At 59.8% G+C, this 25,336-nt stretch carries 20 protein-coding genes; 17 read left to right on the forward strand and 3 right to left on the reverse strand.

Going from position 1 to position 25,336, the window contains the following annotated elements; genetic code table 11:
* Positions 1 to 32 precede the first annotated feature (32 nt).
* Positions 33 to 779, reverse strand: a complete 747-nt coding sequence (locus tag RD1_RS04645; RefSeq protein WP_011567295.1) for a hypothetical protein — start codon at positions 777 to 779, stop codon at positions 33 to 35.
* A 240-nt stretch (positions 780 to 1,019) separates the two neighbouring features.
* On the opposite strand from RD1_RS04645, the gene rpmI reads away from it, so the two are divergent.
* On the forward strand, positions 1,020 to 1,220 hold the full coding sequence (gene rpmI / locus RD1_RS04650) for a 50S ribosomal protein L35 (protein WP_011567296.1): 201 nt from the start codon (positions 1,020 to 1,022) through the stop codon (positions 1,218 to 1,220).
* Positions 1,221 to 1,232: 12 nt separating this feature from the next.
* Positions 1,233 to 1,598 carry a 50S ribosomal protein L20 gene (gene rplT / locus RD1_RS04655; protein WP_011567297.1) on the forward strand — a complete coding sequence of 122 codons (366 nt, stop codon included), beginning with the start codon at positions 1,233 to 1,235 and terminating at the stop codon, positions 1,596 to 1,598.
* Between the two features lie 280 nt (positions 1,599 to 1,878).
* On the opposite strand, the gene RD1_RS21130 is transcribed toward rplT, so the two are convergent.
* Complete coding sequence (locus tag RD1_RS21130) at positions 1,879 to 2,139, reverse strand: hypothetical protein (RefSeq protein ID WP_171960008.1); 261 nt, start codon at positions 2,137 to 2,139, stop codon at positions 1,879 to 1,881.
* Between RD1_RS21130 and RD1_RS04660 the strand changes: the two genes are divergently transcribed.
* From RD1_RS04660 to mscL, 6 genes are all read left to right on the forward strand, one after another.
* Positions 2,023 to 2,691 (forward strand): PhoP regulatory network YrbL family protein, encoded by a 669-nt coding sequence (locus tag RD1_RS04660; RefSeq protein WP_011567298.1) that lies wholly within the window; start codon positions 2,023 to 2,025, stop codon positions 2,689 to 2,691. The genes RD1_RS21130 and RD1_RS04660 overlap by 117 nt on opposite strands.
* A 191-nt stretch (positions 2,692 to 2,882) precedes the next feature.
* Positions 2,883 to 3,956, forward strand: a complete 1,074-nt coding sequence (pheS, locus tag RD1_RS04665; RefSeq protein WP_011567299.1) for a phenylalanine--tRNA ligase subunit alpha — start codon at positions 2,883 to 2,885, stop codon at positions 3,954 to 3,956.
* Complete coding sequence (locus RD1_RS04670; RefSeq protein ID WP_050759056.1) at positions 3,953 to 4,354, forward strand: hypothetical protein; 402 nt, start codon at positions 3,953 to 3,955, stop codon at positions 4,352 to 4,354. The genes pheS and RD1_RS04670 overlap by 4 nt, the downstream gene beginning before the upstream one ends.
* Before the next feature lie 56 nt (positions 4,355 to 4,410).
* Complete coding sequence (gene pheT, locus RD1_RS04675) at positions 4,411 to 6,810, forward strand: phenylalanine--tRNA ligase subunit beta (protein WP_011567300.1); 2,400 nt, start codon at positions 4,411 to 4,413, stop codon at positions 6,808 to 6,810.
* Between the two features lie 56 nt (positions 6,811 to 6,866).
* Complete coding sequence (locus RD1_RS04680; protein ID WP_011567301.1) at positions 6,867 to 7,316, forward strand: YtoQ family protein; 450 nt, start codon at positions 6,867 to 6,869, stop codon at positions 7,314 to 7,316.
* A 169-nt stretch (positions 7,317 to 7,485) separates the two neighbouring features.
* Positions 7,486 to 7,914: a large conductance mechanosensitive channel protein MscL gene (gene mscL, locus RD1_RS04685; protein ID WP_011567302.1), complete on the forward strand. Its 429-nt coding sequence runs from the start codon at positions 7,486 to 7,488 to the stop codon at positions 7,912 to 7,914.
* Between the two features lie 196 nt (positions 7,915 to 8,110).
* Here mscL and RD1_RS04690 read toward each other — a convergent pair whose 3' ends face one another.
* On the reverse strand, positions 8,111 to 9,436 hold the full coding sequence (locus RD1_RS04690) for a peptidoglycan-binding domain-containing protein (protein ID WP_011567303.1): 1,326 nt from the start codon (positions 9,434 to 9,436) through the stop codon (positions 8,111 to 8,113).
* A gap of 397 nt (positions 9,437 to 9,833) precedes the next feature.
* Here RD1_RS04690 and RD1_RS04695 point away from each other — a divergent pair, with 397 nt between their 5' ends.
* Genes RD1_RS04695 through RD1_RS04735 form a run of 9 tightly spaced genes read left to right on the forward strand, consistent with a single transcriptional unit; the run spans position 9,834 to position 25,319 of the window.
* Entirely contained in the window at positions 9,834 to 11,675 is a 1,842-nt protein-coding gene (locus tag RD1_RS04695; RefSeq protein ID WP_011567305.1) for a trypsin-like peptidase domain-containing protein, read from the forward strand.
* Positions 11,676 to 11,687: 12 nt separating this feature from the next.
* Entirely contained in the window at positions 11,688 to 12,977 is a 1,290-nt protein-coding gene (locus tag RD1_RS04700) for a hypothetical protein (RefSeq protein WP_011567306.1), read from the forward strand.
* The gene (locus RD1_RS04705) at positions 12,974 to 16,093 is read left to right on the forward strand and encodes a virulence factor SrfB (protein ID WP_105880318.1); all 3,120 of its coding nucleotides are present in this window, start codon (positions 12,974 to 12,976) and stop codon (positions 16,091 to 16,093) included. Before RD1_RS04700 ends, RD1_RS04705 begins: the two co-directional genes overlap by 4 nt.
* Before the next feature lie 30 nt (positions 16,094 to 16,123).
* On the forward strand, positions 16,124 to 18,823 hold the full coding sequence (locus RD1_RS04710) for a putative virulence factor (RefSeq protein ID WP_011567308.1): 2,700 nt from the start codon (positions 16,124 to 16,126) through the stop codon (positions 18,821 to 18,823).
* Between the two features lie 29 nt (positions 18,824 to 18,852).
* Entirely contained in the window at positions 18,853 to 19,860 is a 1,008-nt protein-coding gene (locus RD1_RS04715) for a hypothetical protein (protein WP_050759057.1), read from the forward strand.
* Positions 19,861 to 19,870: 10 nt separating this feature from the next.
* Entirely contained in the window at positions 19,871 to 21,778 is a 1,908-nt protein-coding gene (locus RD1_RS04720; RefSeq protein ID WP_011567310.1) for a vWA domain-containing protein, read from the forward strand.
* Between the two features lie 9 nt (positions 21,779 to 21,787).
* Complete coding sequence (locus RD1_RS04725; protein WP_011567311.1) at positions 21,788 to 22,567, forward strand: ABC transporter ATP-binding protein; 780 nt, start codon at positions 21,788 to 21,790, stop codon at positions 22,565 to 22,567.
* Positions 22,567 to 23,763 (forward strand): hypothetical protein, encoded by a 1,197-nt coding sequence (locus RD1_RS04730; protein ID WP_011567312.1) that lies wholly within the window; start codon positions 22,567 to 22,569, stop codon positions 23,761 to 23,763. The genes RD1_RS04725 and RD1_RS04730 overlap by 1 nt, the downstream gene beginning before the upstream one ends.
* Positions 23,760 to 25,319, forward strand: coding sequence for a formylglycine-generating enzyme family protein (locus RD1_RS04735; RefSeq protein WP_011567313.1), 1,560 nt, complete (start codon positions 23,760 to 23,762; stop codon positions 25,317 to 25,319). The genes RD1_RS04730 and RD1_RS04735 overlap by 4 nt, the downstream gene beginning before the upstream one ends.
* The last annotated feature ends 17 nt before the right edge of the window (positions 25,320 to 25,336 follow it).

A 25,336-nucleotide genomic window follows, 5' to 3' on the forward strand; every position in this document is an offset into this window, starting at 1 on the left:
CTTGGCAGACTGACCCAACACAGGCGTCTTTGCTAACCTGCGATGCCTTCGGCGGCCCGCGCGCTGGCGCAATACTCGGAAGATACGTTGAGATTGCGCCCGGCATAGGCGGCCGAAATCGTGTAATCTATCAGGTAGATCATTGTGGCAATCATGATGAATGCCGGGCGGCTGCGTTTGCGAAACGGGGCGAGTCCTGCGAAGATTCCAACATAGAGAAAGAGATTGAGCAAGAAGCTCAGCAGAGTGAGGCATAGGTAGATCGAGAGGGTAGGCTGCGACACGGTAAACCGAGGGGTGCCGGAGCCGAAGTCCAGAACCGGAAGACACCCCATGGCGAATGCGCTGAAGGTCGGGACTTCTTCAGGCATGAAGATCGACATGATGCCCAGTGCCAAGGCGACCAACGCATTGACGACCAACACGTAAGCACCTGCGATGAAAGCCTTGAGTGACAGGGCTTTATGAAATGGCAGGTCTACGCCGGCGAGACGAAGCCCACAAAACAGTGTCACGGATGTCACGGCGAGAATAAGGAAAGCCGTCACCGTGAAATGCTGCGCGAAATTGCGAAACTCATCGTTCAATCCGAACGGAAGGAACGCCATCAGCGATACGGAAAAGAGCAAAAAATAGTAAACAAGGGCATTTTGTACCGAGTTGCCCCCACGGTAGACCGCATCTGCTAATTTCCATGGGCGGGTCATAGCCAGACCGAGCGTATCAAGCAGATCGCCGAGGGAAAATTTCTCTAATTCGAAAAACTTGATGAAATTCACATTTTTTGACCTGAAACCATGTCAGAGATCAAAAGCGTATCACGTTTTGCAACTTCAATGTAGGGCGTTGCCTTGGTGAGGGGGTCTCATATGCACAGTCCGGCGACGAAACCGGGGATTAGGCCGAAGATGTCTTGCCATAGTCGGTTTGATCCCCTAAAGAGCGATTTCTCGAACGCGGGACCGGCCAAAGCGGCATGCCGAGTCGCGCTTAAACCGATCTGAGACAAGGAGACGGAAATGCCCAAGATGAAGACGAAATCAAGCGCCAAGAAGCGCTTCAAGGTGACGGCCACTGGCAAGGTCATCGGCGGCCAGGCGGGCAAACGCCACGGCATGATCAAGCGGACCAAGAAGTTCATTCGCGACGCACGCGGCACGACAGTTCTGTCCGAGCCAGATGCAAAGATCATCAAGGGCTTCATGCCCTACGACCGTTAAGGAGAGCCGAAGATGTCCCGTACCAAAGGTGGAACAGTCACCCACGCCCGTCACAAGAAAGTCATCAAGGCCGCCAAAGGTTACTACGGTCGCCGCAAGAGCACCTTCAAAGTTGCCCGTCAGGCAGTCGACAAGGCCAACCAATACGCCACGCGTGACCGCAAGAACCGCAAGCGCAATTTCCGCGCCCTGTGGATTCAGCGGATCAACGCAGCCGTGCGCAGCCATGACGAAGCGCTGACATACAGCCGCTTCATCAACGGTCTGAACCTTGCCGGTATCGAAGTGGACCGCAAGGTGCTTGCTGACCTCGCCGTACACGAACCCGAAGCATTTGGCGCAATCGTCAAGCAAGCGCAGGATGCGCTGGCCGCATAACGCTAGGGCATGATCAACAGTTCAAAGCCGCTCTCCCGGAGGGCGGCTTTTTTGTTGGACGGCAACATATTGCGCGCGTGTTTCATGACCTGTTCCAGCCCATCGCGGGATCATCCTGTGCAAATATGCATCGGCAAAACAGGTTCTGGTGGCCCGCGCAGCGACGAACACAAAGCCTGTCGTCGCGCTGAAGCTGCGATGCACCCACCGTCGGCTTGTAAAGCAAAGCACTTGCCTTGATTTCATAAACAACGCTAAAGCATCGCCTGTGCGGCACGGGTCATTCAGCCGGGCTCCGGGTCATGCAAAGGCGCAAAAACTGCCTTTTGGCGCCCATCATCGCAGCGGTGGAAACCTGCGGGTCACCGGTGACGATCGCAAAACGGCCAGCGCGGAAAGAGCCGCGGTTCGATAAAGGTGAAAAATGTTGTTCACAGCAAGCGTTATCAAGCTTTCCGACGATCACAGCATTGCAAACGGCACCGTGCGCATTGTCTACGCGTTTCCCGGTCAACCCGACCTCTTGATCAAGGTTTTCCATGCGTTTGAAGAACGTTCCTCGCGCAGGCCACTCAAGCGCCTCGCCTGGAGGTTATTCCCCATGCTGAAATTCCGCACCATTCTGAATGAGTTGAAATGTGAGCTACTCGCTTCGCTCAAGCTTGGCGCGGATATCGAGAACATGCCGATTTCCAGAATGCTGGGTATTGTGCAGACCGACCGGGGCGTCGGTGTTGTCGTGGAACGTATTGATGGGCTGGACGGTGATCTGGCGCAACGGCTCAATCGGCTTTGCCGGCGTGGGCGCATGGACGAACCGGTGTTGGAAGCGCTGAATGTTTTCGTCGGCAGAATGTTCGACCTGCACATCGTGGCGCGCGACATCAATTTTTCCAATATTGTCTACGGGACACGCGGTGCGGGCGCGGCCTGTTTCCTGATCGACGGATATGGTGAGCGCAACCTGATCCCCTTTCGCAGCATGTCCAGGCGAATGAATGATCGTTCGTTGGACCGACAGTTTGCGACGATCGCACGAAAGACAGGTCTCACGTGGCATTCGGATCAGCGTGCTTTTTCAAATTCCGGGTAGGTGATTACCGGCTGTCGAAAGGGCAGGCGTAAGGGGTCCGGGCGCGTCTTTTGATCGCCGTCCTGTGCGGGATGCGCACAGCTGCGTGTGCATGTGCCTCAGCCGTCAACGCCTCAGCCCCGCACAACTGCTGGCTTGCCATCAGGGACTGTTCTGCTAGGAAACAGGGCAAATCAAGGGACGCGCGGAATATGGACGATCTCAAGCAAAAATACTTAAGCCAGATAGCGGCAGCGCAGGACGAGGCGGGGCTGGAAGCGATCCGCCTGGCGGCTGTCGGCAAGAAGGGTGAGGTCGCCCTGAAAATGCGCGAGTTGGGCAAGATGACCCCGGAAGAACGACAGGTCGCTGGCCCGGCCCTCAATGCCCTCAAAGATGAGATCAATTCGGCGCTGGCTGCCAAGAAAGCGGGCTTGGCGGATGCCGCGCTGGATGCGCGTTTGCGCGACGAGTGGCTGGATGTGACCCTGCCCGCGCGCGGACGTCCGCGCGGGACGATCCACCCGGTCAGTCAGGTCACCGAAGAAGTCACGGCCATCTTTGGCGAAATGGGGTTTTCGGTCGCCGAAGGGCCGCGCATTGATACCGATTGGTATAACTTTGACGCGCTCAACATTCCGGGCCACCACCCGGCGCGGGCCGAGATGGACACGTTTTACATGACGCGCGCCGAAGGCGACGACCGCCCGCCCCATGTGCTGCGCACCCATACGTCCCCTGTGCAAATCCGCACGATGGAGGCGCAGGGCGCGCCCTTGCGCATCATCTGTCCCGGTGGCGTCTACCGCGCGGATTACGACCAGACGCATACGCCCATGTTCCATCAGGTCGAAGGACTGGCGATCGACAAGGACATCTCCATGGCGAACCTGAAATGGGTGCTGGAGGAGTTCTTTGCCGCCTTCTTTGAAATCGACGGGATCAAGACGCGGTTCCGCGCGTCGCACTTCCCCTTCACCGAACCCTCGGCGGAGGTGGATATCCAGTGTTCGTGGATTGATGGGCAATTGCGCATCGGCGAAGGGGACGACTGGCTCGAAGTTCTTGGCTCCGGCATGGTACATCCCAAGGTGCTGGCCGCCGGCGGGATTGACCCCGACCAGTGGCAGGGCTTCGCCTTTGGCATGGGCATCGACCGCATCGCCATGCTGAAATACGGCATCCCGGATTTGCGCGCGTTCTTTGATTCCGACCTGCGGTGGCTGCGGCATTACGGGTTTGCCTCGCTGGATCAGCCGACGCTGCATGGGGGGCTGAGTAGGTGATTGGTTGGTTCAAAAAGAAGAAAGCCGAAACTGTGAATTTGCCGTTGCTTGATTGTGGCGGGCAATACCAATTCGATATTGTGGGTGAAGCATCTTACCAAATTGAGTTGGAAGCGATCGCTGGAAAAAAAACCAAAGAGAGCAAGCAGTTTCGTTGTCATGCTGCGATGGTCATCGAAGACAATAATCGTCACGACCCTGAAGCCGTACGCGTTGTTATTGACAGCAAAACGGTTGGTTACCTTTCTAGAGCGGATGCTCGCCACTTTCGAAAATGGTTTGCAGAACAAGATTTAGGGCTTTTGGGTGTTGCTGTGAGTGCAGAAATCGTTGGTGGCTGGAAAGACCATGAGTCCGAGGGACATTTCGGCGTAAAACTAGACTTTAATTTTGACTGATTTGTAGTCTGTTACTGCCCGAAGCTTTTGGTTTGAACACAGCATAGGACCTTAGAATGAAATTCACACTCTCTTGGCTCAAAGAGCATCTTGATACCTCTGCCACGCTGGACGAGATCACCTATGCGCTGACCGACCTTGGTCTTGAGGTCGAAGGGGTCGAGGACCGTGCGGGCAAGCTGCGGGACTTTACTATCGGTTACGTCAAATCAGCGGAAAAACACCCGGATGCGGACCGCCTCAAGGTCTGTCAGGTAGCGACTGATGAGGGCGACAAGCAGATCATTTGCGGCGCCCCGAATGCGCGCGAAGGCATCACCGTCGTCGTGGCGAAACCCGGCGTCTATGTGCCCGGTATTGATACCACCATCGGCGTGGGCAAAATTCGCGGGATCGAAAGCTTTGGCATGATGGCCTCCGAGCGCGAGATGGAGCTGTCCGAAGAACACGACGGCATCATCGAATTGCCGAGCGGAGAGGTCGGGCGGTCTTTCGTCGACTGGCTGGCAGAGCATGACCCGGCCAAGGTTGACCCGGTGATCGAGATCGCGATCACCCCGAACCGGCCCGATGCGCTCGGTGTGCGCGGGATCGCGCGTGATCTGGCGGCGCGCGGCCTTGGCACGTTGAAGCCGCGCGATGTTGCCGCCGTCGAAGGGGTCTTCCCCTGTCCGGTGAGCATCACCATCGAGGCGGATACGCTGGAGCAGTGTCCGGTTTTCTTTGGCCGGGTGATCCGGGGTGTCAAGAACGGCCCAAGCCCGCAGTGGCTGCAGGACAAACTACGCGCCATCGGTCTGCGCCCGATTTCGTTCCTCGTCGATGTGACGAACTTCTTCACCTATGATCGCAACCGCCCCCTGCACGTCTTTGACGCCGACAAGATCGAAGGCAAAACCCTGCGGGTCCATCGCGCCAAGGGTGGCGAAACCCTCGTGGGGCTGGACGAAAAGGAATATACCTTTGCAGAAGGCATGACGCTGATCTCTGACGCGGCCAATGTGGAAAGCATCGCGGGGGTCATGGGCGGCCTTGCGACGGGCTGCACCGCAGAGACCACGAATGTCTTTATCGAAGCGGCCTATTTCGATCCGGTCCGCACGGCCTATACCGGTCGCGCGCTGAAGATCAATTCCGACGCGCGGTATCGGTTTGAACGGGGCATCGACCCGGAATGGACGCCCTACGGGATCGAACATGCAACGCATATGATCCTTGAGCATGCAGGCGGTGAGCCCTCCGAGGTCATCGTGGCGGGCAAGATACCTGACACCAACCGGGCCTATAAACTGGATGCCGCGCGGGTGCAGTCGCTGGTGGGCATGGACATCCCCGAAAGCAGTCAGCGCCAGACGCTGACCGCGCTGGGGTTCCGCCTTGAAGGCAACATGGCCCATGTGCCAAGCTGGCGCCCGGATGTGCAGGGCGAAGCGGATCTGGTCGAAGAAGTGGCGCGGATTGCCTCGCTTACCAAGCTGAAAGGCAGACCGCTGCCCCGGCTGGATGAAGGCGTGTCGCGCCCGATCCTGTCGCCGATCCAGCGGCGCGAAGCCATGGCACGGCGGACCTGCGCGGCCTTGGGGTACAACGAATGTGTCAGCTACAGCTTTATTGATCAGGCCTCTGCCAAGCTGTTCGGTGGCGGAGAGGACGTCACCCGGCTGGAAAACCCGATCAGCAGCGACATGAGCCACATGCGTCCCGCATTGCTTCCCGGTCTCTTGCAGGCGGCAGCGCGCAATCAGGCGCGGGGCAATATGAACCTCGCGCTGTTTGAGGTCGGCCCTGCCTTTCACGGCGGCGAACCCGGAGAGCAGCATTTGCTGGTCAGTGGGGTGCTGATCGGGCGGACGGAACCCAAGGATGTGCATGGTGCGTCCCGCGCTGTTGACGTCTATGATGTCAAAGCGGATGCGGAAGCGGTTCTGGCGGCCATCGGTGCACCTGCCAAGGTACAGATTTTGCGCGGTGCCGCCCCGTGGTGGCATCCCGGTCGGCATGGGATGATCTGTCTGGGGCCCAAGAAAGTTCTGGGTGTATTCGGCGAAATCCACCCGCGTGTGTTGGCGGCGATGGACGTCAAAGGGCCCGCGATGGGCTTTACCATCTGGCCGGCCGAGGTGCCGCTGCCCCGCAAGAGTGGCGCGACCCGTGCCGCATTGCAGATTAGCGACCTGCAGGCGGTGGAGCGCGATTTCGCCTTTGTTGTCGATAGCGGTGTGGAGGCACTGACCCTCGTCAACGCGGCAATGGGGGCTGATAAGGCGCTGATCGAGGATGTGCGCGTCTTTGATGAATTTATCGGCGGCTCTTTGGGGGAAGGAAAGAAATCCCTTGCGCTGACAGTGCGGATGCAACCCGCGACCCAGACGCTGACCGATAAAGACATCGAAGCGGTCAGCGCAAAGGTCGTGGAAAAGGTGATCAAGGCCACGGGTGGAACGCTGCGCGCCTGATACGTCCGCGCCGGTTGGGCGCTGCAGCATGTAATTGAATTCAAAGGAGATGCAGCATGACATTGAAAGTGTATCTGTCGGGTGAAATCCACACTGACTGGCGCGAGCAGATCGTGGCGGGGGCGCAGGATCTTGATGTGGTTTTTGACAGCCCGGTGACCGACCACGCGGCGAGCGACGACTGCGGCGTTGCGATCCTTGGCGCAGAGGACAACAAATACTGGCACGACCACAAGGGTGCGATGGTCAATGCGATCCGGACGCGCAAGGGGATTGCAGATGCCGATGTGGTTGTCGTGCGGTTTGGCGAGAAATACAAACAGTGGAACGCAGCCTTTGACGCGGGCTATGCGTCAGCCTTGGGAAAATCCCTGATTATCCTGCATGGGCCAGACCACGCGCATGCCTTGAAAGAGGTCGATGCGGCAGCCCTTGCGGTTGCGGAAGATCCCAAGCAGGTCGTTGATATTCTGCGGTATGTACTGACCGGCACTTTGCCTTCGTAACTGACCCTCCCGAGGCGCAGGTGATCTGCGCTCTGTTTTCGGGTCCCGGCGCTCCTTGACGTGCCGGGCGTGTTTTTCCCCCGTGGATGCGCCTTACAACACGGCTCTTATGTGTTAACGAAAGGTTAACGGCCATGTTCAGGGCCGTCATCAACAGTACGAGGGAAAAATGCTCAACGAATTTAAGACCTTTATTTCAAAGGGAAATGTCATGGATATGGCGGTCGGTATCATCATTGGTGCCGCATTTACCGCCATCGTTTCATCTCTGGTCGCAGACCTTGTGAACCCGTTTATCGCGCTTTTCACCGGTGGCATCGACTTTTCGGGGTGGTTTTATGCGCTTGACGGCGAAACATATGCGTCACTTGCAGCGGCAACCGATGCGGGTGCGCCGGTCTTTGCCTTTGGCAATTTCATCATGGCCGTGATCAATTTTCTGATCATCGCCTTTGTGGTTTTTATGCTGGTCAAAACGGTGAACCGCATCAAAGACGCCGCCGAAGGTGAAAAAGAGGCTGTTGCCGAAGAACCCGCAGGCCCGACCGAGTTGGATATTCTCAAGGAAATCCGCGACGCCTTGGCCAAACAAGGCTGATCGCTTCTGAAGCGTCATGCAAAAAACCTCGATCACGCAACGCTGCCTGAAACCCGGGGTTTCAACGCGTTGCGCGATGCTTGATGTTCCAGGTATTTCGTCAGACGTTCTATATACGATTAAAAAAGGGCCTGCCGGCATCTACCGGCAGGCCCTTTGTTATGTGATGGGGTTCTGTTCGTGCAAAACCGGCGTGTCAGTTCCCGCCAAGGTTAAGCGCAGGCAAGGCAAGCCCACCCTGACCAGAGGTTTGAAGCGGTGCCACGCCGACGACAGGTGCGCTGGTGATCGAGGCTTTGATGATGGCGTTACGCTCGGCTGTCTTGCTTGGGACAAATACCGGTTGCGCGCCTTGCTCCATTGAGGCGATGGCCGTTTGATACCAGCCGGTTGATGCGGCGGGTGATTTCGCGGTGCCAAAGCCCCAGCGCAGGTGATGACCCATGATTTCGCTATACGGCATCTGGCCAGCGGCAAGCATGGAAGCTGCCCCGCCAAGCGCCATCTGAGCGTCATCCTGACGATAGCCAAGGCCCAGACAAATCTGACCATAGGCTGCGGCGGTCTGCATATTGCCCTGATAGACGCTGTTTGCCACCTGCTGCGCTTGCGTTGCGACAAGTTTCACATCGCCGGTTCCGATCTGCGAAATGGCCGGAGCCATCGCTTGCGCGATCTGACTGCACTGCCCGGCGAAAACGTCTTCGCTCTGGCCCGTCTGGCTGATCAACCCCTGGCTTTGTGTGATGGAGAATGCACGCGCCTCGCAGAACTGTTCGCCGAGGGCCTGTTCGGGATCATTGATGTTGTTGGCAAGGATCACGCCCTGATTGGCTTGCGTCATGCCAGATACCAGTTCGCAATGGCTGGCCATGGAGGTCACCGCTTGCTGCGCGCCAAAGGTGATCGGCGCGATGGACAGCGGGGCCTGGGCCTGTTGTGTGCCCGTGTTGTTGGTGAAGCCGCCCGTGTTGGCGTTGTTGCGGGCAACGATACCGTTGTTGTTCTGTACGTTGTCTACCTGCCCGCCGTTGTTGCGGTAGCGATTGGCATAGGTCGGATCGGCGAAGGCCTTGAGAAGACCGCGTGTCCCTTCATTTGCTACAACCTCAGGGAAGGCGGCACCGCCACCGGCCTGAAGCCGCTGATGCGCGCCGACGAGTTGTGAGCGCTGCCAGTCATCCAATCTGCCCGTCGGCTGCCAGCCCATGTAGTTCTGATACTCCGAAATCCCTGCGCGGGAGCGTGGCCCGAGTGATCCATCTACGGTGCCCACGTTGAACCCGAACCCGTTCAACGATGCCTGCACCTCCCGGTTTTGCTGGCGCTGATAGCTGCTGATCGACGACCTTTGCTTTTGCTGTTGTTGCGCACGTTGGTTTTTGCCGATCTGGTTGTTTAGCAAAGCCCCCAAGGCGGCCCCGGCAACAAAGCCCCCGATTGTGCTGTCCGCCTTTGCGCTTGTTGTTGTGATCATCAAAGTGGCTGCCACAACAGCCGCAATTCCATTCCGCTTTTTCATAGCCAATACCCCACGTCAAAATCTTTAATTTGCACGATTAAATCAGATTCGCGCCCGCGTCGCACGGTTTTTTTCAGGAAATACGGGGATTTGATTGCTCGAATGTTCTTTGATTTGTGTGAAATGAACAGAAAACCGGGCACGGTTTACAGCGCGCATGTCCAAAACGCCGAGTGTGCGCGTATTGAGCCGCCTGATTGCCACAGGGTGATTGACCTCGATTTTTTTATGCCGTTATCTGGAAGCGCGGGCGCATCGGGGCGATCTGGTGTAGGGTGACATGCATCTGTTTTTCTTGGTGCTTTGGGCAGTGGACGACAGTCCGGAGTGTCAAAAACCGCAGTTTTGATTTTGCACCGACGTCAGCCGGTGCACCAGTTATTATGCGGAGCCTGATATGGCCGAACACTTTTTGACCAAGACGCGCATTGATTTGAGCCGATGCATTGCGGCGGGCGATGCACCTGCCGTTGAGCAATATGAGGCATTCAATGCGCTGCTGATGGCCAAGGCCGGTCCGGATGTTGCCAAGCTGTTTGCCGAACCGCTGGTCAGCAAGGGCAATGATCAGGCCGCGTCGACGGTGTCATGGTATTGCGACCGGGCGGGGCAGGGCGTGCCCTTGTCAAAACTCGATACGGCGGAACAGAACGAGGTTGCAACGGCCCTGCGCGCGCGTCTGTCGACGTTAAAGGATCTGTTGGATGATGACGAAGCGGCGCCCTTGGTCGCCGCTGCGCTGCACATCGGCAGTGCGGGCGATATCTGGGCGGTAGGCGGTCATCCGGTCATTGTGAACTGGGGTTTGATGCCCGCAGAAGGGTCAGACGCTGCAACCCGGTCAGTACATTACGCCCGCACGCTGGGTCCGTATCTGGCGATGGATGGCGCACCACCCCTGACGCAGCAGGAGCAGGAACAACGCAGGGGGGAAAAGATCGCGGCGGTTGCGGCGGCTTCGGCCATTGCGGGGGCGGCGGCGGGTACGGCAGCGACCGCTGGTACGGTGGATGCCACGGAGCCTGTCGCAAATGCAGCGCAAGGCACGACCGCCGGTGCAACCGCCACCGCAGGCGGGGCAACGGATGATCCCTCAGCACCTGTACCCGGGGAGCGCCCGGCGCGCGGGCGGGTGCCGTTGGTCGCCTGGGTGCCGCTGGTTCTGCTATTGCTGCTTTTCGGCGGGGCACTGGCCTGGCTGCTGGTGCCGGGCAACCGCATTTTTGCGGATGATGGTGTGCAGCCGGCGGTGACGGATGAAGACACTTTACGCGCTGCGCGCGAGATCAACCGCGCGCTGGAACAGCGGCTGGCTGATTTGAACGTGGCTCTCGAAGGCGCCGTGTGTCGGGCCGATGGCACCTTGCTGATGCCGGATGGGCTGACCATCGAAGGGCTGCTGCCTCCCGGTTTTGACGAAGGCACGCTGCGTGCGGGTGAGATCATCAAGGCAGACCGCACGCCGATCCTGCCGCCCGCCTCTGACCGGGTGATGATCCCTCCGGCGGATGGGGACATCACCGATACGGCAACCTTGCTCAACCACATTGATGATCGCACGGCGATGGTTGTGGCGGTGTCCGATCAGGGCACGGCCACGGGGACGGGTTTTTTCGTGGGGCCGGATCTGCTCGTGTCGAACTTCCATGTGGTCGAAGGGGCGGATGCGCAGAATATCCTTGTGGTCAGCAAGGCGATGGACGGGCCGAAACGCGTCGATGTGTTGAAATCGCTGGGTCCAGTGGCCGACGTGGGCGCGGATTTCGCGCTGCTGCGGGTGTTGGACGTGGACCAGCCGTTTTACACGCTGCGCCAGAGCGACCAGTCCATGCGGCTGCAATCGGTGATCGCGGCGGGCTACCCCGGTGATGTGTTGCGGATCAACAGCGATTTTCAGTCCCTCAGCAGCAGCAACAATTTTGATGTCCCCGATTTGATTGTAACGGACGGCTCGGTGAATTCGGAACAGTCGCTTTCGGACCGCGCGCATGCCGTGATCCATTCGGCACCGCTGTCGGGGGGCAATTCCGGCGGACCACTGGTTGATATGTGTGGCCGCGTGGTGGGTGTGAATACCTTCGTCTATCAGGGCGAGTTGCGGAACCTGAATTTTGCCCTTTCCATTGATGATTTGCTGGAGTTTCTGGCCGACACACCCGCGGCCCCGACCATATCCAGCGAGGTTTGCGAGCCCTTTGTTGCCCGCCCTGCGCCTGTTTCTGTTTCGGCGGGACAGTAGCGGGTTAGTGGTATGAATGGATCCTTTCTGACCAACACCTCGACCGAAGGGTTGCAGCCGCTCGGCACCGCCCCGCAGCGGTCCTATGAACTTGTCAGCGACACGGTCCGCGACGCCTGTGGCGAGGCGGCAGCAGCGCTTTTCGCGGAGCCGGTGCCGACGCAGTATGGGGATCGGTTTGACTGGTACGCCACGGTAGACGGGCAGGCGGTGCCGCTGGCCTCGCTTGAGGATCCGGAACCGGCGCGCGAGGTGCTCTCCGGGTTGGTGGCCAAGGTCAAGGATGTGGCTGATGAGCTGATGGCCTCAAAGCTGGCGGAAAAACAGCGCCTCGGTGAAGCGCTGGCCAATGCGCTCGAAATCCCGGACGAAGACGCGATTTTCGTCATAGAGAGTGCGGATGGTGCGCCACCGCAGCCGGTTTTGGTGAACTGGGCGTGGAGCAAGGACGCACAGGTTGCGGTGCGCGGCGTGCTGACGGGCATGGACACCCGCGCGCCTGCGCAGCGCCCGGGCTATGTGCCGCCTCCTGCGGCGGCTGCGGCGGTGCCTTTGGCATCGGGCGTGGGCGCGGCGGCTGTGGCCGGTGTCAGCGCCTTTTGGTGGTGGCTTGTCTGGCTCGGCTGGTTGCTGCTGGCGCTGCTGATTGCGGCGGTGATCTACCTGATGATCGAACCCTGCGCCTTGCGTATTTCATGGCTGCCGAACACCTGCGCGCAGGTCGAGGAAATCCCCGACACGCTCTATGAAGAACGTCTCCTGCTGGAGGATCAGATCACGCAGGTGCAAAAGGAAATCCATATCAAGGATCGCCTCTGCCAGCCTGATTTTGCCCTGCTGCCGATCCCGGACCCTGATGCGGTGGTGCCGCCCGAAACCGGCGTGCAGCCAAGCCTGCCGATTGATCCGGAAGTTGATGACCGTGCCGACCGGGCCGGTGCGCAGCGGGGGGATCTGTCTTTCACGCTGATCTGGGAAGGGTCCGACGATCTGGATCTGCACACCACCTGCCCGGCGGGGGATACGTTGTTTTTCCTTGATAAGGCGGCGTGCAACGGGGTGATGGATCTGGACATGAACGGGTTTCAGGTCGTGCCCGACCCGGTGGAAAACACCTATTTCACCGATCCCTTGCCGGGTGATTACCGTGTGCGGGTGAACCTTTATCGCCAGCGCGATGGCGATGCGCCCCGCAGCTTCACGTTGCAGATCCGCGAAGGCGACCGGGTCACCACGCAAAAAGGAACGGTTTCGGTAGGGGCGGAAAACTGGCAGTATACCTACCGGTACGGGGGAAAATGATGTTTGAAGAGAGTGTCGGTCGTTTAAAGCAACTGGTTGATTTCGGGGAAGAGATCACGCTTGTGCCCTATAGCGGGGTGCAGATGCTTGATTTCGGTTTTGATCTGGACGCGCTTGAGATCAAGGCCTCCAAATTTATTGAACGCGTGACCCGCGAGGAAGCGGGCGAGGTGGAACGCACGCTGATCCCGCTCAGTGGCAATGACGAACGCGACCTGCCCATCCTTGAGGCAGCACTTGAAACCGATGATGCCTATTCGATCCGGCCCATCGCGGCGCTGGAGCCATTCCTGGAAAAATGGGTGCCGGTGCCTGTGCTGCGGATGAAAAGCCAGCGCGGACCCAGCGGCGAAGAGCGTTCTGATCCCGGTCCCTCAAGCTGGGCACGCATGCGGATTGTTGAACTTGAAACCCCCGATCCCGAAACGGGCCATACCCACCGCGTGCAACTCGCACTTGATACCAACCTGATGGCGGGTGGGCAGCCCTCGCACTACATCGCACCCGAAGTGGCGGATGCCGAAAAGCCGCGCGATTTCCGCCTTGTGTCGGAGCCTGCGCATATGGACTGGTTCCTGCGCCGCCTTGAGGAAGCCGAAGACGGCAGCCTGATTGATTTGCAGGTCTGGGTATCGGATTGGCTCAAGGAACTCTTCATGAGCTACAAGCGCGCGGCGCGTCCCGGGCGTACCGTGCTGGAAGAAAACCTGCCGCATCAGTTTGAGCACTGGGCGCGGTATCTGGCCTATCTCAACCTCGTGCAGCAGGCCGTGTCGCCGCCCAAGATGCGGTTTGTGAATACCGTCGCGGACCGGGACGCGGTCACGCCGGTCGCGGTTGATCTGGTGCTCGACATCGGCAACAGCCGCACCTGCGGCATCCTGATCGAGCAGTTCGCGGGCGAAAGCCGCGTTGATCTGGCGCGCTCCTTTCCGCTGGAAATCCGCGATCTGTCGCGCCCTGAATTCATGTATTCCGGCCTGTTCCAAAGCCGGGTGGAGTTTGCCGAACTGCGCTTTGGCGATGAACGCTTTGCCAGCCGGTCGGGGCGGCGCAACGGGTTTTTATGGCCTAGCTTTGTGCGTCTCGGCCCCGAAGCCGTTCGACTGGTGCAGGGAGAAGAAGGCACCGAAACGGTATCGGGTCTTTCCTCGCCCAAACGCTATTTGTGGGATGATGCGGCGGTCTCGCAGGACTGGCGGTTTCATGACCACATGGATGTCAACAACCTGCCCAAGGCGGTGCGCGCGGCCATGCGCCACCTGAATGAAGCAGGCGATGTCATCAAGCAGTTGCAAAAAGACATTGAGAGCGGTCTGCGCACCGCCGGGACCGCCAGCACCACGGCGGCGATCCGGCCCCGGTTTTCGCGCTCGTCGCTCTATGGGTTCATGCTGGCGGAGATCATTGCGCATGCGCTTATTCAGGTAAACGATCCTGCGTCACGGTCGCGCCGCGCGCAAAGCGATTTGCCGCGCAGGCTGAACCGGATCATCCTCAGCCTGCCCACCGCGACCTCCATTCAGGAACAGGCGATCATGCGGTCCCGCACGGAAGGCGCATTGCAGCTTGTCTGGTCCATGCTGGGCATCACCGACAGCACCAAGAATTCGATTTCCGGCAAGCCCGAGTTGAAAATCGAATGGGACGAGGCCAGTTGCACGCAGCTTGTCTATCTTTACAGCGAGCTGACGCAGAAATTCGAAGGCCGCATTGACACCTTCCTGACGCTCAAAGGCAAGGAGCGCCAGCTTGAAGGCCAGAAGGAGGCGGTGCCGACGCTCAGGCTGGCCTGCGTCGATATTGGCGGCGGTACGACCGATCTGATGGTCACGACCTACCGGGGCGAGGCCAACCGCGTGCTGCACCCCGAACAGACCTTCCGCGAGGGGTTCCGGGTGGCGGGTGATGATCTGGTCCACCGGGTGGTCAGCGCCATCGTGATCCCGCGCCTGCAGGAAAGCATCGAAGCGGCGGGTGGTTCTTATGTCGCGGAAAAGATGCGGGAACTCTTTGGCGGGGACCGTGGCGGTCAGGACCAACAGGCGGTGCAGCGGCGCCGCCAGTTTTCCGTGCGTGTGCTGGTGCCGCTGGCCGAGGCCATTCTGTCTGTTTCGGAAGCCTCCGAAGAATTTGACCGGATTGATCTGAACCCTGCCGAGGTGCTGGGCCTTGAGGTGCCCCCCGAGGATGCGGGCGAAGAAGAGCTGGAGGCGTTCACCCCGCTGGAAGTGCTCAGCTATCTTGAACGCGCAGCGGCGGAATGTGGCGCTGACAACTGGAGCCTTTCAGATATCGTGCTCAGCACGTCGCGCGAGGATGTGGATGCTATTTCGCGTGAAGTGTTCCAGAAGGTCCTCAGCAATATGTGCGAGGTCATTGACCATCTGGGCTGTGATATCGTGCTGCTGACCGGGCGGCCATCGCGACTGCCGGCTGTCCGCTCGATTGTCGAGGAGATGATGGTCGTGCCACCGCACCGCCTGATTTCGATGCATAAATACAAGACCGGGCGCTGGTATCCGTTCCGCGATCCCGTAACGCAACGCATCGGGGATCCGAAATCCACCGTTGCGGTGGGGGCCATGCTGATTGCGCTGGCGGAAAGCCGCATTCCGAATTTCAAGGTCACGACCGAAGCGTTTCAGATGCGCTCCACCGCGCGGTTCATTGGCGAGATGGACCGCAACGGGCAAATCCTGCGCGAACGCGTGCTGTTTTCCGACATTGATCTGGATAAGAAGGGCAAGTCCGGCGATCAGACGGCGACGCTCAAGATGTTTTCGCCGGTTCATATCGGGTCACGCCAGCTTGATCTGGAGCGCTGGACGACGACGCCGCTGTTCCGGCTGGATTTCAACAACAGCAATGCACCGGGCGCGCAGAAACGGCCAACACCCTATCAGGTGACGTTGGAAAAGGATGAAGGCGACGATGATGAGGCGCAGACATCCGTGGCCAAGCTGCGGCGTGAAAGCCTGCGCGAGGCCTTCAAGATTGCCGAAGTGCTGGATGGGGAGGGCGATGAGATGAAGGCCAGCGAACTGGTTCTGAAACTGCAAACCCTCGGCTTTGACGATGACTATTGGATCGATACCGGGGTCTACAGAATATGAGAATGTGCAAGCTTGAAATGGTGCGGTGCGATGTCTGAGAACAATATACTTGCAGAGCGCTGCGTAGAGGTGTCGCAACTGACACGCGACGCACTGGCCTGGGTCAACCACGCAGAAAACGCCGAAACTGTAGGGCCGCGGCACAAGAGCCTGACCAAGCTGCTGCGCAAGAGCGCGCGGCGCGCCGAACGGCTGGGCAAATCGGCCCGCACCAATATGTCGGTGAGCGTTTTCGGTCCCTCGCAGGCGGGTAAATCCTTTCTGGTGTCGGTGTTGGCGCGACCTTCTGACGGGCGGCTTACGGCGGATTTCAACGGCCCCGGCGGGCAACTTGATTACATCTCTCAGGTGAACCCGGCAGGGGATGGGGAATCCACCGGTCTGGTCACACGGTTCACGATGACCAAGGCCGCAACACCCGATGGATTTCCGATCCAGCTGAACCTGTTGTCCGAGGCCGATATCGCGCGCACGATCATCAACAGTTTTTACGAGGATGGCGATCAGTCCGAGACGCCGCCCGAACCCGAAGACCTCAAGGCGCATTTTGCTGCCCATGCAGGCAAGGCCGGGGCGGGTGAGGTGCCGGGCCTGTCGTTCGAAGAGGTCTATGAAATCGCCGAATACGTCGAAAACACATTCGGCAAGGTCGCCTATGCCAGCCATCTGCGCGGGTTCTGGGATGAGGCGGCGAGCCTTGCGCCCAATATGTCGATCAAGGACCGTGGCGATTTTCTGTCGATCCTCTGGGGTGGGTATCAGCCACTGACGGACCTTTATGTCAAACTGTCCTCGGCCCTGACGCTGATCGACAACGCCGAAGAGGTCTACGCCCCGCTTGAGGCGCTGCAACCGCGCGAGACGTCGATCATTGACGTCAACACGCTCGGCGGGCTCTTCGGGCCTGAAAACGAGGACACGCTGCCGATCCGCACGCCTTCGGGCAAAGTGGCGCAGATGAACCGCGCGGTGGTCTGTGCGCTTGCGGCCGAACTGGTCTTTCCGATGGCGGAGCAGCCGTCAGATTTCTTTGCCGAAACGGACCTGCTGGATTTTCCGGGGGCGCGCAACCGCTTTGAATTGCCGCTGACCAAGACGCTGGAAAACCCCGAAGAGGGCGTGACAAATATGCTGTTGCGCGGCAAGGTCGCTTATCTCTTTGACCGCTACGTGGCAAATCAGGAAATCACCTCCATGCTGCTCTGCGTGCCCGACAGCAATATGGACACGGTCAGCCTGCCGGGGCTGGTCGAAAACTGGATCTCCATGACTCATGGGGCCACGCCGCAGGAACGGGCCAAGAACGACTGCATCCTGTTTTTTGTCATGACCAAGTTTGACAAACATCTGGGTGAAAGCGCGTCGGGCGGTTCTTCGACCGAACGCTTCGAGCGGCGGATGGATGCCTCCCTGCTCAAGGCGTTTGGCAAATTACGCGACAGTTGGGTGCATAAATGGACGCCCAGCCAGCCGTTCCAGAACTGCTACTGGCTGCGTAATCCGAACTATTTCGTCGAAGGTCTGATCAATTACAATGAGGATGAGACGGAAAAGGAAATCCGCGCGGAAAAACTGGATCGGGTGGCGGAGCTCAAGGAAGGGTGTCTGTCCACGGATGCGGTGCGCGCGCATTTCAAGGAGCCGGAAGTCGCTTGGGACGCGGCCCTGACCCTGAATGATGGGGGTGTGGGCTATCTGACGCAGGAGTTGACGAAGGTTTGCAAGCCGGAAAGCAAGATGGGCCAAATCTCGGCCCAGTTGGACAAGATGACCAACGACGTTCTGGGGGAATTGCGCGATCTCTATGTGTCTGACGATATCGAAACGCGGATCGAAGAAAAGCGCGAAGCTGCCGCGCAGATCATCGACTGCCTTGAGCTGACGCTGCAAAGTCACCGTTTCGGGGCCTTCATAAACGCGCTTTGTGTGGATCAGGACGCGATCGAGGACCGGATCAGCCGGGTGCCAAGCTCCATCCGGATCAGTCAGGCGGTGGGTTCTTCCGCGATGGAAAGCACATCCAGCGGCGGGGCTGCATCCCCGCCACGCCCCGGTGGCGCATCACGCCCCTCGCGCCCCGGAAGGCCAAACCGCCCGGGCAAACCGGCGCCCGCAGCCGCTGAGGCCGAGACCGATGTAACCGCCAAGACAGCGTCGCTGATCCGCACCATGTCGTCAGAGGATTTTCAGGCCAACACCGCCATTGATATCTGGATCGAACATCTGAGCCAGTTGCGCGAGGATGCAGACCGCTTGGCGACCTTCAGCCTGACGCCTGAGGCGGCGGCAGATCTGGTGCGCGAACTGGTGCACGGCTTCCGGCGCACCGATGTTGCATCGGAGATGAAAACCCTGCTCAAGGCGATTGACTACGGGCTGACTGTTGACAAACAGGCACCACCCGCCGCCATCGTCTGCGCCGAGACGATCAATAGTTTCGTACATTCCCTGGGTGCGGAAAAGCTGTCGGACAAGGACCGACCGGTGATCGAATTGCAGGACGGCCACAACCGGATGGCATTTGAGGCGCGCCCGGCCTCCGATACGGCGTTTGATCTGCCGCAGGAACAACGCGCTGCCGCCGAAGACTTCTGGACGGATTGGGTCTATATGCTGGAAGCGCTGTTTGTCGGAAACGCCAAAGACGGCGACGCGGGCGAAATCAACATCGAGCAGAACATGGCCATCGGGCGCGTGGTCAATGGGCTTGATGCTGAACAGGCCGCGTAAGGGTCGAAGATTGCGAGAGAGGTAAAGCGGTGATTTCAGTCAAACCCGATCCGGCGCACCCCCGTGGGGGCCATGCGGAGCTTTCGGTGCCAGAGGACAAACTGGTCGGCGAGACCGCGCAGGTTGCTGTTTTTGACAATTATTCCGAACGCTTTCTGGGGGAATCCGGCTGGCAGCCGGTCAAGGTCATGTTCGGGCCCTATGCGGTGCGGCGCGAAGGGGGGCAGGCGCATCTGGTGATCGGCCCCGAAATCGTGAACCAGATCGAGGAATACGCGAACGTCAAGCTGATGGTGGGTGATGCTGAACAGGATGTAAGCTGGCCAGATGATGTGGTTCCCGCACCGGGTGCTGCGAAAATCGGCGGCATCATGGGCACGAAAGCTGCCGAAGTCACAGCCGCAAGTGCGCTGAGCGCCAAAATGCCGGAACCGGAGCCTGAACCCGCCGAGGTGGACCCCACCCCGGAACCGACCCCGGCCCCAACGGCACAACCGGTCGAAACGCCTGCGCCCAAGGGCAAAGGCGGTCTGATCGCCGGTCTGGTGGTTGTGCTGCTTTTGGCGGCTGCTCTGGCCTATTGGCTGCTTGCGGCGGACGACACGCCTGTCACACCCGTGGCCGAACCGGTGATCGCGCCTGCGCCAGTGGCGGAGGCCAGTGACCCCTGCGCGGCAGATGCGCTGCGCGCTCTTGAGGGGTTCGGTGCGCAATCAGCAGCGCTGCGGGGGTGTGCGGGTACGGCATCAGCCGATACGGCCCTTGGTCTGGTCGAGCGTGCGGCGGCAGCAGGGGACGCGGATGCCCTGGCGCTGTTCGGCACGGTCTATGACGGTGAAGCGGTGGATGCGGTGATCGAGGATCAGATTGGTCTGACCTTCGGGGATGAACCCGCAACGGCGGCGGAGTATTATGCACGTGCTGTCGCGGCAGGATCGGCCGAGGCGAGCGAAAAGCTGGCTGCCTTGTGCACACGGATGGCCGATATGACAGACACATTGGTGCAGGGCGCCGTCACCGATTATTGTGGCAATTAGGGAGATGGGTATGCGCATGCGGTTGATGGTGATGGTCATGGCAGCCCTGTCTTTCTGGGCCTCTGCGCTTGCGGCTCAACCCTTGCTGATGGAGGGCACCAATACGGTGTTTCAGCGCGTGCTGACCCGCCCCGCCGCCACCCTGCACAGTGCCGTTGATGGCGCCGTGATCGAACATATCCCCGCGTTTCAGCCGTTTTACGTCTTTGCCGATCAGGGCGCATGGAAACAGATCGGACCGTCCATTTCGAGGGAGCCGACCGGATGGGTGAAAACGGACCAGACCGTTGAGTGGAAACAGAATATCGTCGGTGCCTTTACGAATGCCGCCGGGCGGGAGCGCCAGCTGGTGTTTCAGAGCGAAGAGGATTTGCGCTGGCTGTTGAACCACGAAGCCTTGCCGCAGGTGCAGGAGCGGTTGCTGGCCGAGGCCTCGGCGGGGATATCGCAGGGCAACAACGGTGTTGTCTCTGTTGAGCCGGAAGAGTTCGTCAACATCCGCGAAGACCTCTATGTGATGCCGATCCTCGATTTTGTCGAAGACCTGCATCCGCTCAACTACGAGGATATTCTGTTGATGGAGGTGGCCTCTGTCCCGCTCAAGGCGGAGAGTGGCGTGCAAAACAACGCGGATCAGGGCAATGCGGCCTTTGACGTCGGGATCGTCTTTGTGTTCGACACCACCCAGTCGATGGAGACCTATATCGCGCGCACGCAGAAAGTCCTGCAAAACACGGTTCAGCAGATCGCAGGGACCGAGATTGGCAAGCTGGTGAACTTTGGCGCCATCGGGTTTCGCGACAACACGGATGCGGTGCCCGAACTGGAATACCGCACCAAGGTCCTTGCGGATATCAAACGGCGCGATGACCAGTCCGAAGTGTTGAACGCGATTGCCAACACACGGGTGGCCATCGCCAATTCGCCCGGTTTCAACGAAGACAGTCTGGCGGGTGTCGAGGATGCGATTGACCTGATTGACTGGCAGCAAGAGGGATCGGGCGATCCGATTGATGCACGCTATATCATTCTGGTCACGGACGCCGGGCCGAAAGACCCGCGTGATCCCAATGCACGCTCGCAGATCGGGGTTGAGGAGTTGCAAGCCGATGCAGAGGGCAAGAACATCGTCACGATGACGCTGCACCTCAAAACGCCGACCGGGGGCGAGGCAAACCATGCCTATGCCGAAAGCCGCTACCGTGCGCTGTCGACCTTTGCGGGTCGTCAGTTCTATTTCCCCATCGAGGGCGGATCAGAGGAAGCGTTCGAGGGTGTCGCAACCCGGCTGGTCACGGCCATCACCGATCACGTGCGCACCGCGCGCGGCGAAACATCAATCCTGAGCGAGGACGAGGCCGGCGAAGATCTGGTGGCCTTGGGCCGCGCCATGCGCCTGGCCTATCTGGGCTCACAACGCGGCACGCAGGCCCCGGATGTGATCCGCGGGTGGGTCAGTGACAAGGCGGTGGAAGCGCCGCAATCGCTCGCTGTGGAGCCGCGCTTGCTGATCACCAAGAATGAGATGGCGACAATGGCGGAACTGCTGGACAACCTGATCCGTCTGGGGGAGCAAAGCCAGGGTGGCGATGATGCGATGAACTTCTTTACGCAGGTGCGGGGCGTGATTGCGGATATGGCAACCAACCCGGACCGGCGGCTGAACACGCAAGCCGACACGCTGGGCGGGGCGTTGGAATACCTTGAGCAACTGCCCTATCGCAGCCAGCTTTTGCAAATGACCGAAGACCGCTGGGCGCAAAGTGCCATGCTGCGCCGGTCCATCATCGACGGGATGCGCCAGAAGCTGACGCAATACCGCAAGTGGCTGTTTGACCCGCAGGTCTGGACCGCGCTGCACGACGGGGCCGATGATGGGGAGCTGGTCTTTGCCATGCCCTTTGACGTTTTGCCCTGAGGCGCGGCGATGGCCTATTCGCTCGCAATTGACGATCTGACGGTGACGCTTGGCGATGCAGAACGCCGCTTTACGCTGCAAGCGGGGCAGTGGTCGATTGCGGCGGGGGAGGTCATTGGGCTGACCGGACCATCGGGCACCGGCAAGACGCTGCTGCTGGAACTGCTTGGCATGTTACGCGCGCCCGATCGCGGCAGCTATATCGCCACGCCACTGGCAGGCACCGCTGGCACGCGGCAGGAGTTTCACAGCTTTTGGCAGGACGCGAATGCAATGGCGCTGTGTGCCGGGGCGCGTGCGGGGTTCTTTGGGTTTGTGCCACAGGCGGGCGGGCTATTGCCGTTTCTGACCGTCACCGAGAACGTGGAAATCACGCAGCGGATCGCGCAGCGTCCTGACGAAAGCTGGCTCAAGGCGCTGTTGGGTGAATTGGGTCTGAGCCAGATCGCGCATTTGCGCCCCGGTGCCTTGTCCATCGGTCAACGCCAGCGGGTGGCGATTGCGCGCGCGCTGGCCCATCGCCCGTTTTGCGTGATCGCGGATGAGCCGACCGCAGCGCTCGATCCGGAAAATGCACAAGTCGCCATGGGCCTGTTGATCGAGGCCGCGCGCGCCGGGGGCACGGCGACCCTGTTGTCGAGCCACGATTACCCGACGCTGGAAAAGTTCGAGATGCGGCGCATGAGGTTGCAGATCACCTCGGCACCGCATGACCCGGATGTGGTCAGCACCCTCGTGGCCATGAACACACAAGGCGCGACATCGCCATCTGACCGGGTAGACGTCTGATGCTGATCCTGCGTCTTGCTCTGCGTGATCTGTTTTTCCAGAAGGTGCATCTGATCTGCAACATCGCGGTGCTGGCCGGGGTTCTGGTGCCGCTTCTGGTGTTATTCGGTGTCAAAAACGGTGTCTACAACGCGCTGATCGGGGAGTTGCTGAGCAACCCGAGGTCCGTGCAGATCGACACCTCCGGCAATGCCACGTTTTCCACAGCGGACGCCGAAACAGTTCGGGGCTGGCCCGAGGCCGGATTTGTGACCCTGAAAACGCGCAGCCAGTTCGATTTCGTGAATGTACGGCTGGAGGGCGGGCGGCAAAAACGCGATGCGATCCTGATCCCCAGTGGCGCAGGCGATCCCAACCTGCCAGAAGGTCTGGCGCTGGATGCAGGTGCTGCCGTGATCAGCGCGCAACTGGCCGATCAGCTTGAGATCAGTGCCGGGGACCGCATTGATGTCATCACACAGGCAGAGGACCGCCCGCGGCAACTGCGTATCCAGCTGGACGTGGTGGCGGTATTGCCGGCTGAACGCGCCTCCGGTCGCGCCGTGCTGGCGCGGATCGACGTTCTTGATCTGGTCGAGGCGTTTTACGACGCCTATGCCCTGCCGGAGTACGGCATCACGCAGGGCAAGCCACTGTCTGATCGCGCGGCGGTTTTCGAGGGCATGCGCGTCTACGCCGTTGGTCTGCAAGAACTTGCGCCCCTGCAAAACCGGATTGAAAGTGAATTCGGCATCCGCACCGAAGCGCGCACTGCCCAGGTGCAGGGTGTCCTGAACCTTGGGCGCAACCTCAACCTTGCGCTTTTGCTGACCGCATCGGTTGCCAGTCTGGGACTGGCCGCAGCGCTGGTGTTTGGCTTTTGGGGCGAAGTGCAGCGCAAGCGGCAGGTTCTGGCGTCACTTGCGCTGATGGGGCTGGGTGGGCAACGGCTGTGGCTGTTTCCAATGATACAGGCGCTGGTGTCTTCTGCGCTGGCTTTGGTGGTCTCCTTTGCCTTGCTGGGCCTTGCCGCATTGGTGGCAGAGCAGATGTTCGATACCGGTCTGGCCGCAGGCGGGCTGGTGCAGATAACGACGGGGCAGGTCATGGTGATTGTGCTCGCAGTCAGCGTGTTCGTCATCGCCTCATCACTGTTTGCAGCGCGTGCGGTTCTGCGCATTGATCCGGCAACGGTGCTGAGAGAGGGGGCAACATGAAACATGTGATGGGTCTGTTGATGCTCTTGCTGAGCGCGGGGGCATCCGTTGGACAGGAAACGGACAGCGCGACATGGGATGCAGAGTTGGTTGATCCGGCCGGGGGGGCGGATTTGATCCTGCCGTTGCCCTGTGGCGGTGGCATGGCATTTCAGCGGGTCGCGGTGCCGGTCGATGTGGCAGATCCGATTGATGATCGGCCGTTTCGCATGGGCCAGTCGCAGGAATCCACCGGCTTTTCAGATTACCTGACCCCGGCGTTCCTGCGCGGCGCGTTCTATACGCAGGAGGGGTCGTATTACTATATCGCGCGCTATGAGATGAACGTCGCGCAATACCGCGCCCTGACGGGGGCGTGCGATGCGCCCTTTACCCGCAAGGATCGTTTTGCCCAAGGCGATCTGAGCTGGTTCGAGGCTGTCAACCTGACCCGCCTGATGACGGAATGGATTTTGCAGAACGCAGCCGACAGCCTGCCTGCGCAGGGTACGCGCAAGGGTTTCGTGCGGCTGCCAACTGAGGTTGAATGGGAATATGCAACGCGGGGTGGGGCAAAGGTGGATCCGACGCTGTTCCCGGGTCGGCGGTTTTTTGAGGACGGCGCATTGTCTGACTATGCCCATTTTCAGGCCGCAGGTCAGGGGCGTGGCAAGTTGCGCCCCGTCGGGCTGCGTGCGCCAAATCCCGTGGGGCTGTTTGATGTCTATGGCAATGCCGAAGAGCTGATGCTGGAGCCCTTTCGTCTGAATGCGGTGGGCCGTCAGCATGGGCAAGCGGGCGGTGTTGTGACACGCGGCGGCTCGATTGATACAACGCCAGAGAACATCTATTCCGCACAGCGGCGCGAATATCCGATGTTCAACCCGCGTTCGGGCATGGCGCAAAGCGGCAGTTTCTTTGGTCTGCGCCCGGTGATCGGCGCGCATATCGTGACGGATGCGGATTATGATGCGATCCGCAATGGTTGGCTCGCGCGGGTGGAAACGGGTGAGACGTCGGAAAGTGCCGAACCCCTGACAGCGCTTGCCGCCTTGCTCGAAGAAGAGATCGACCCACGTCGCAAACAGGCGTTGAGCGATCTGCAACTGAGCTTCCGACTGGCCCGCGAGGCGGCGGAGACATCGACGCGGCAGGCGGCGAAATCCACCCTGATCAGCGGGGCGGCATTTGTGGAAACCCTTGTGGAGGACGCGCGGGCGATCCAGCAGCTTGATTTGCAATTGCGCGCGCTGCGCGATCAGGCCCGCGTGGCTGTCGGCACCCCGCAGCACCCGCAATTGATGGTCGCTTTTCGAAACACTCTGGAACGTCTGGGTCAGTTGCGCGAAGGGCAGGCGACCTATCTGCTGTCCTATCGGGCCGCTCTTGAAACGCTTACCAATGATGTGGAGGGTGCGACGCTGGATACCGCCTATCAGACCCTGTCGCAGGACCTGATCGAGGCCGAACAGGTCCCGTTTCTTGAGATGCTGCGCCAGTTCTGGCGCGATCTGGAGGCATATCGCGAACAGCCTGACATGAGCCAACAGGATTTGCTGGCGCTGGCGGTACGCTAACCCCTAAAGCGTCATGC

Source organism: Roseobacter denitrificans OCh 114, from assembly GCF_000014045.1.
Taxonomy (GTDB): Bacteria; Pseudomonadota; Alphaproteobacteria; order Rhodobacterales; family Rhodobacteraceae; genus Roseobacter; species Roseobacter denitrificans.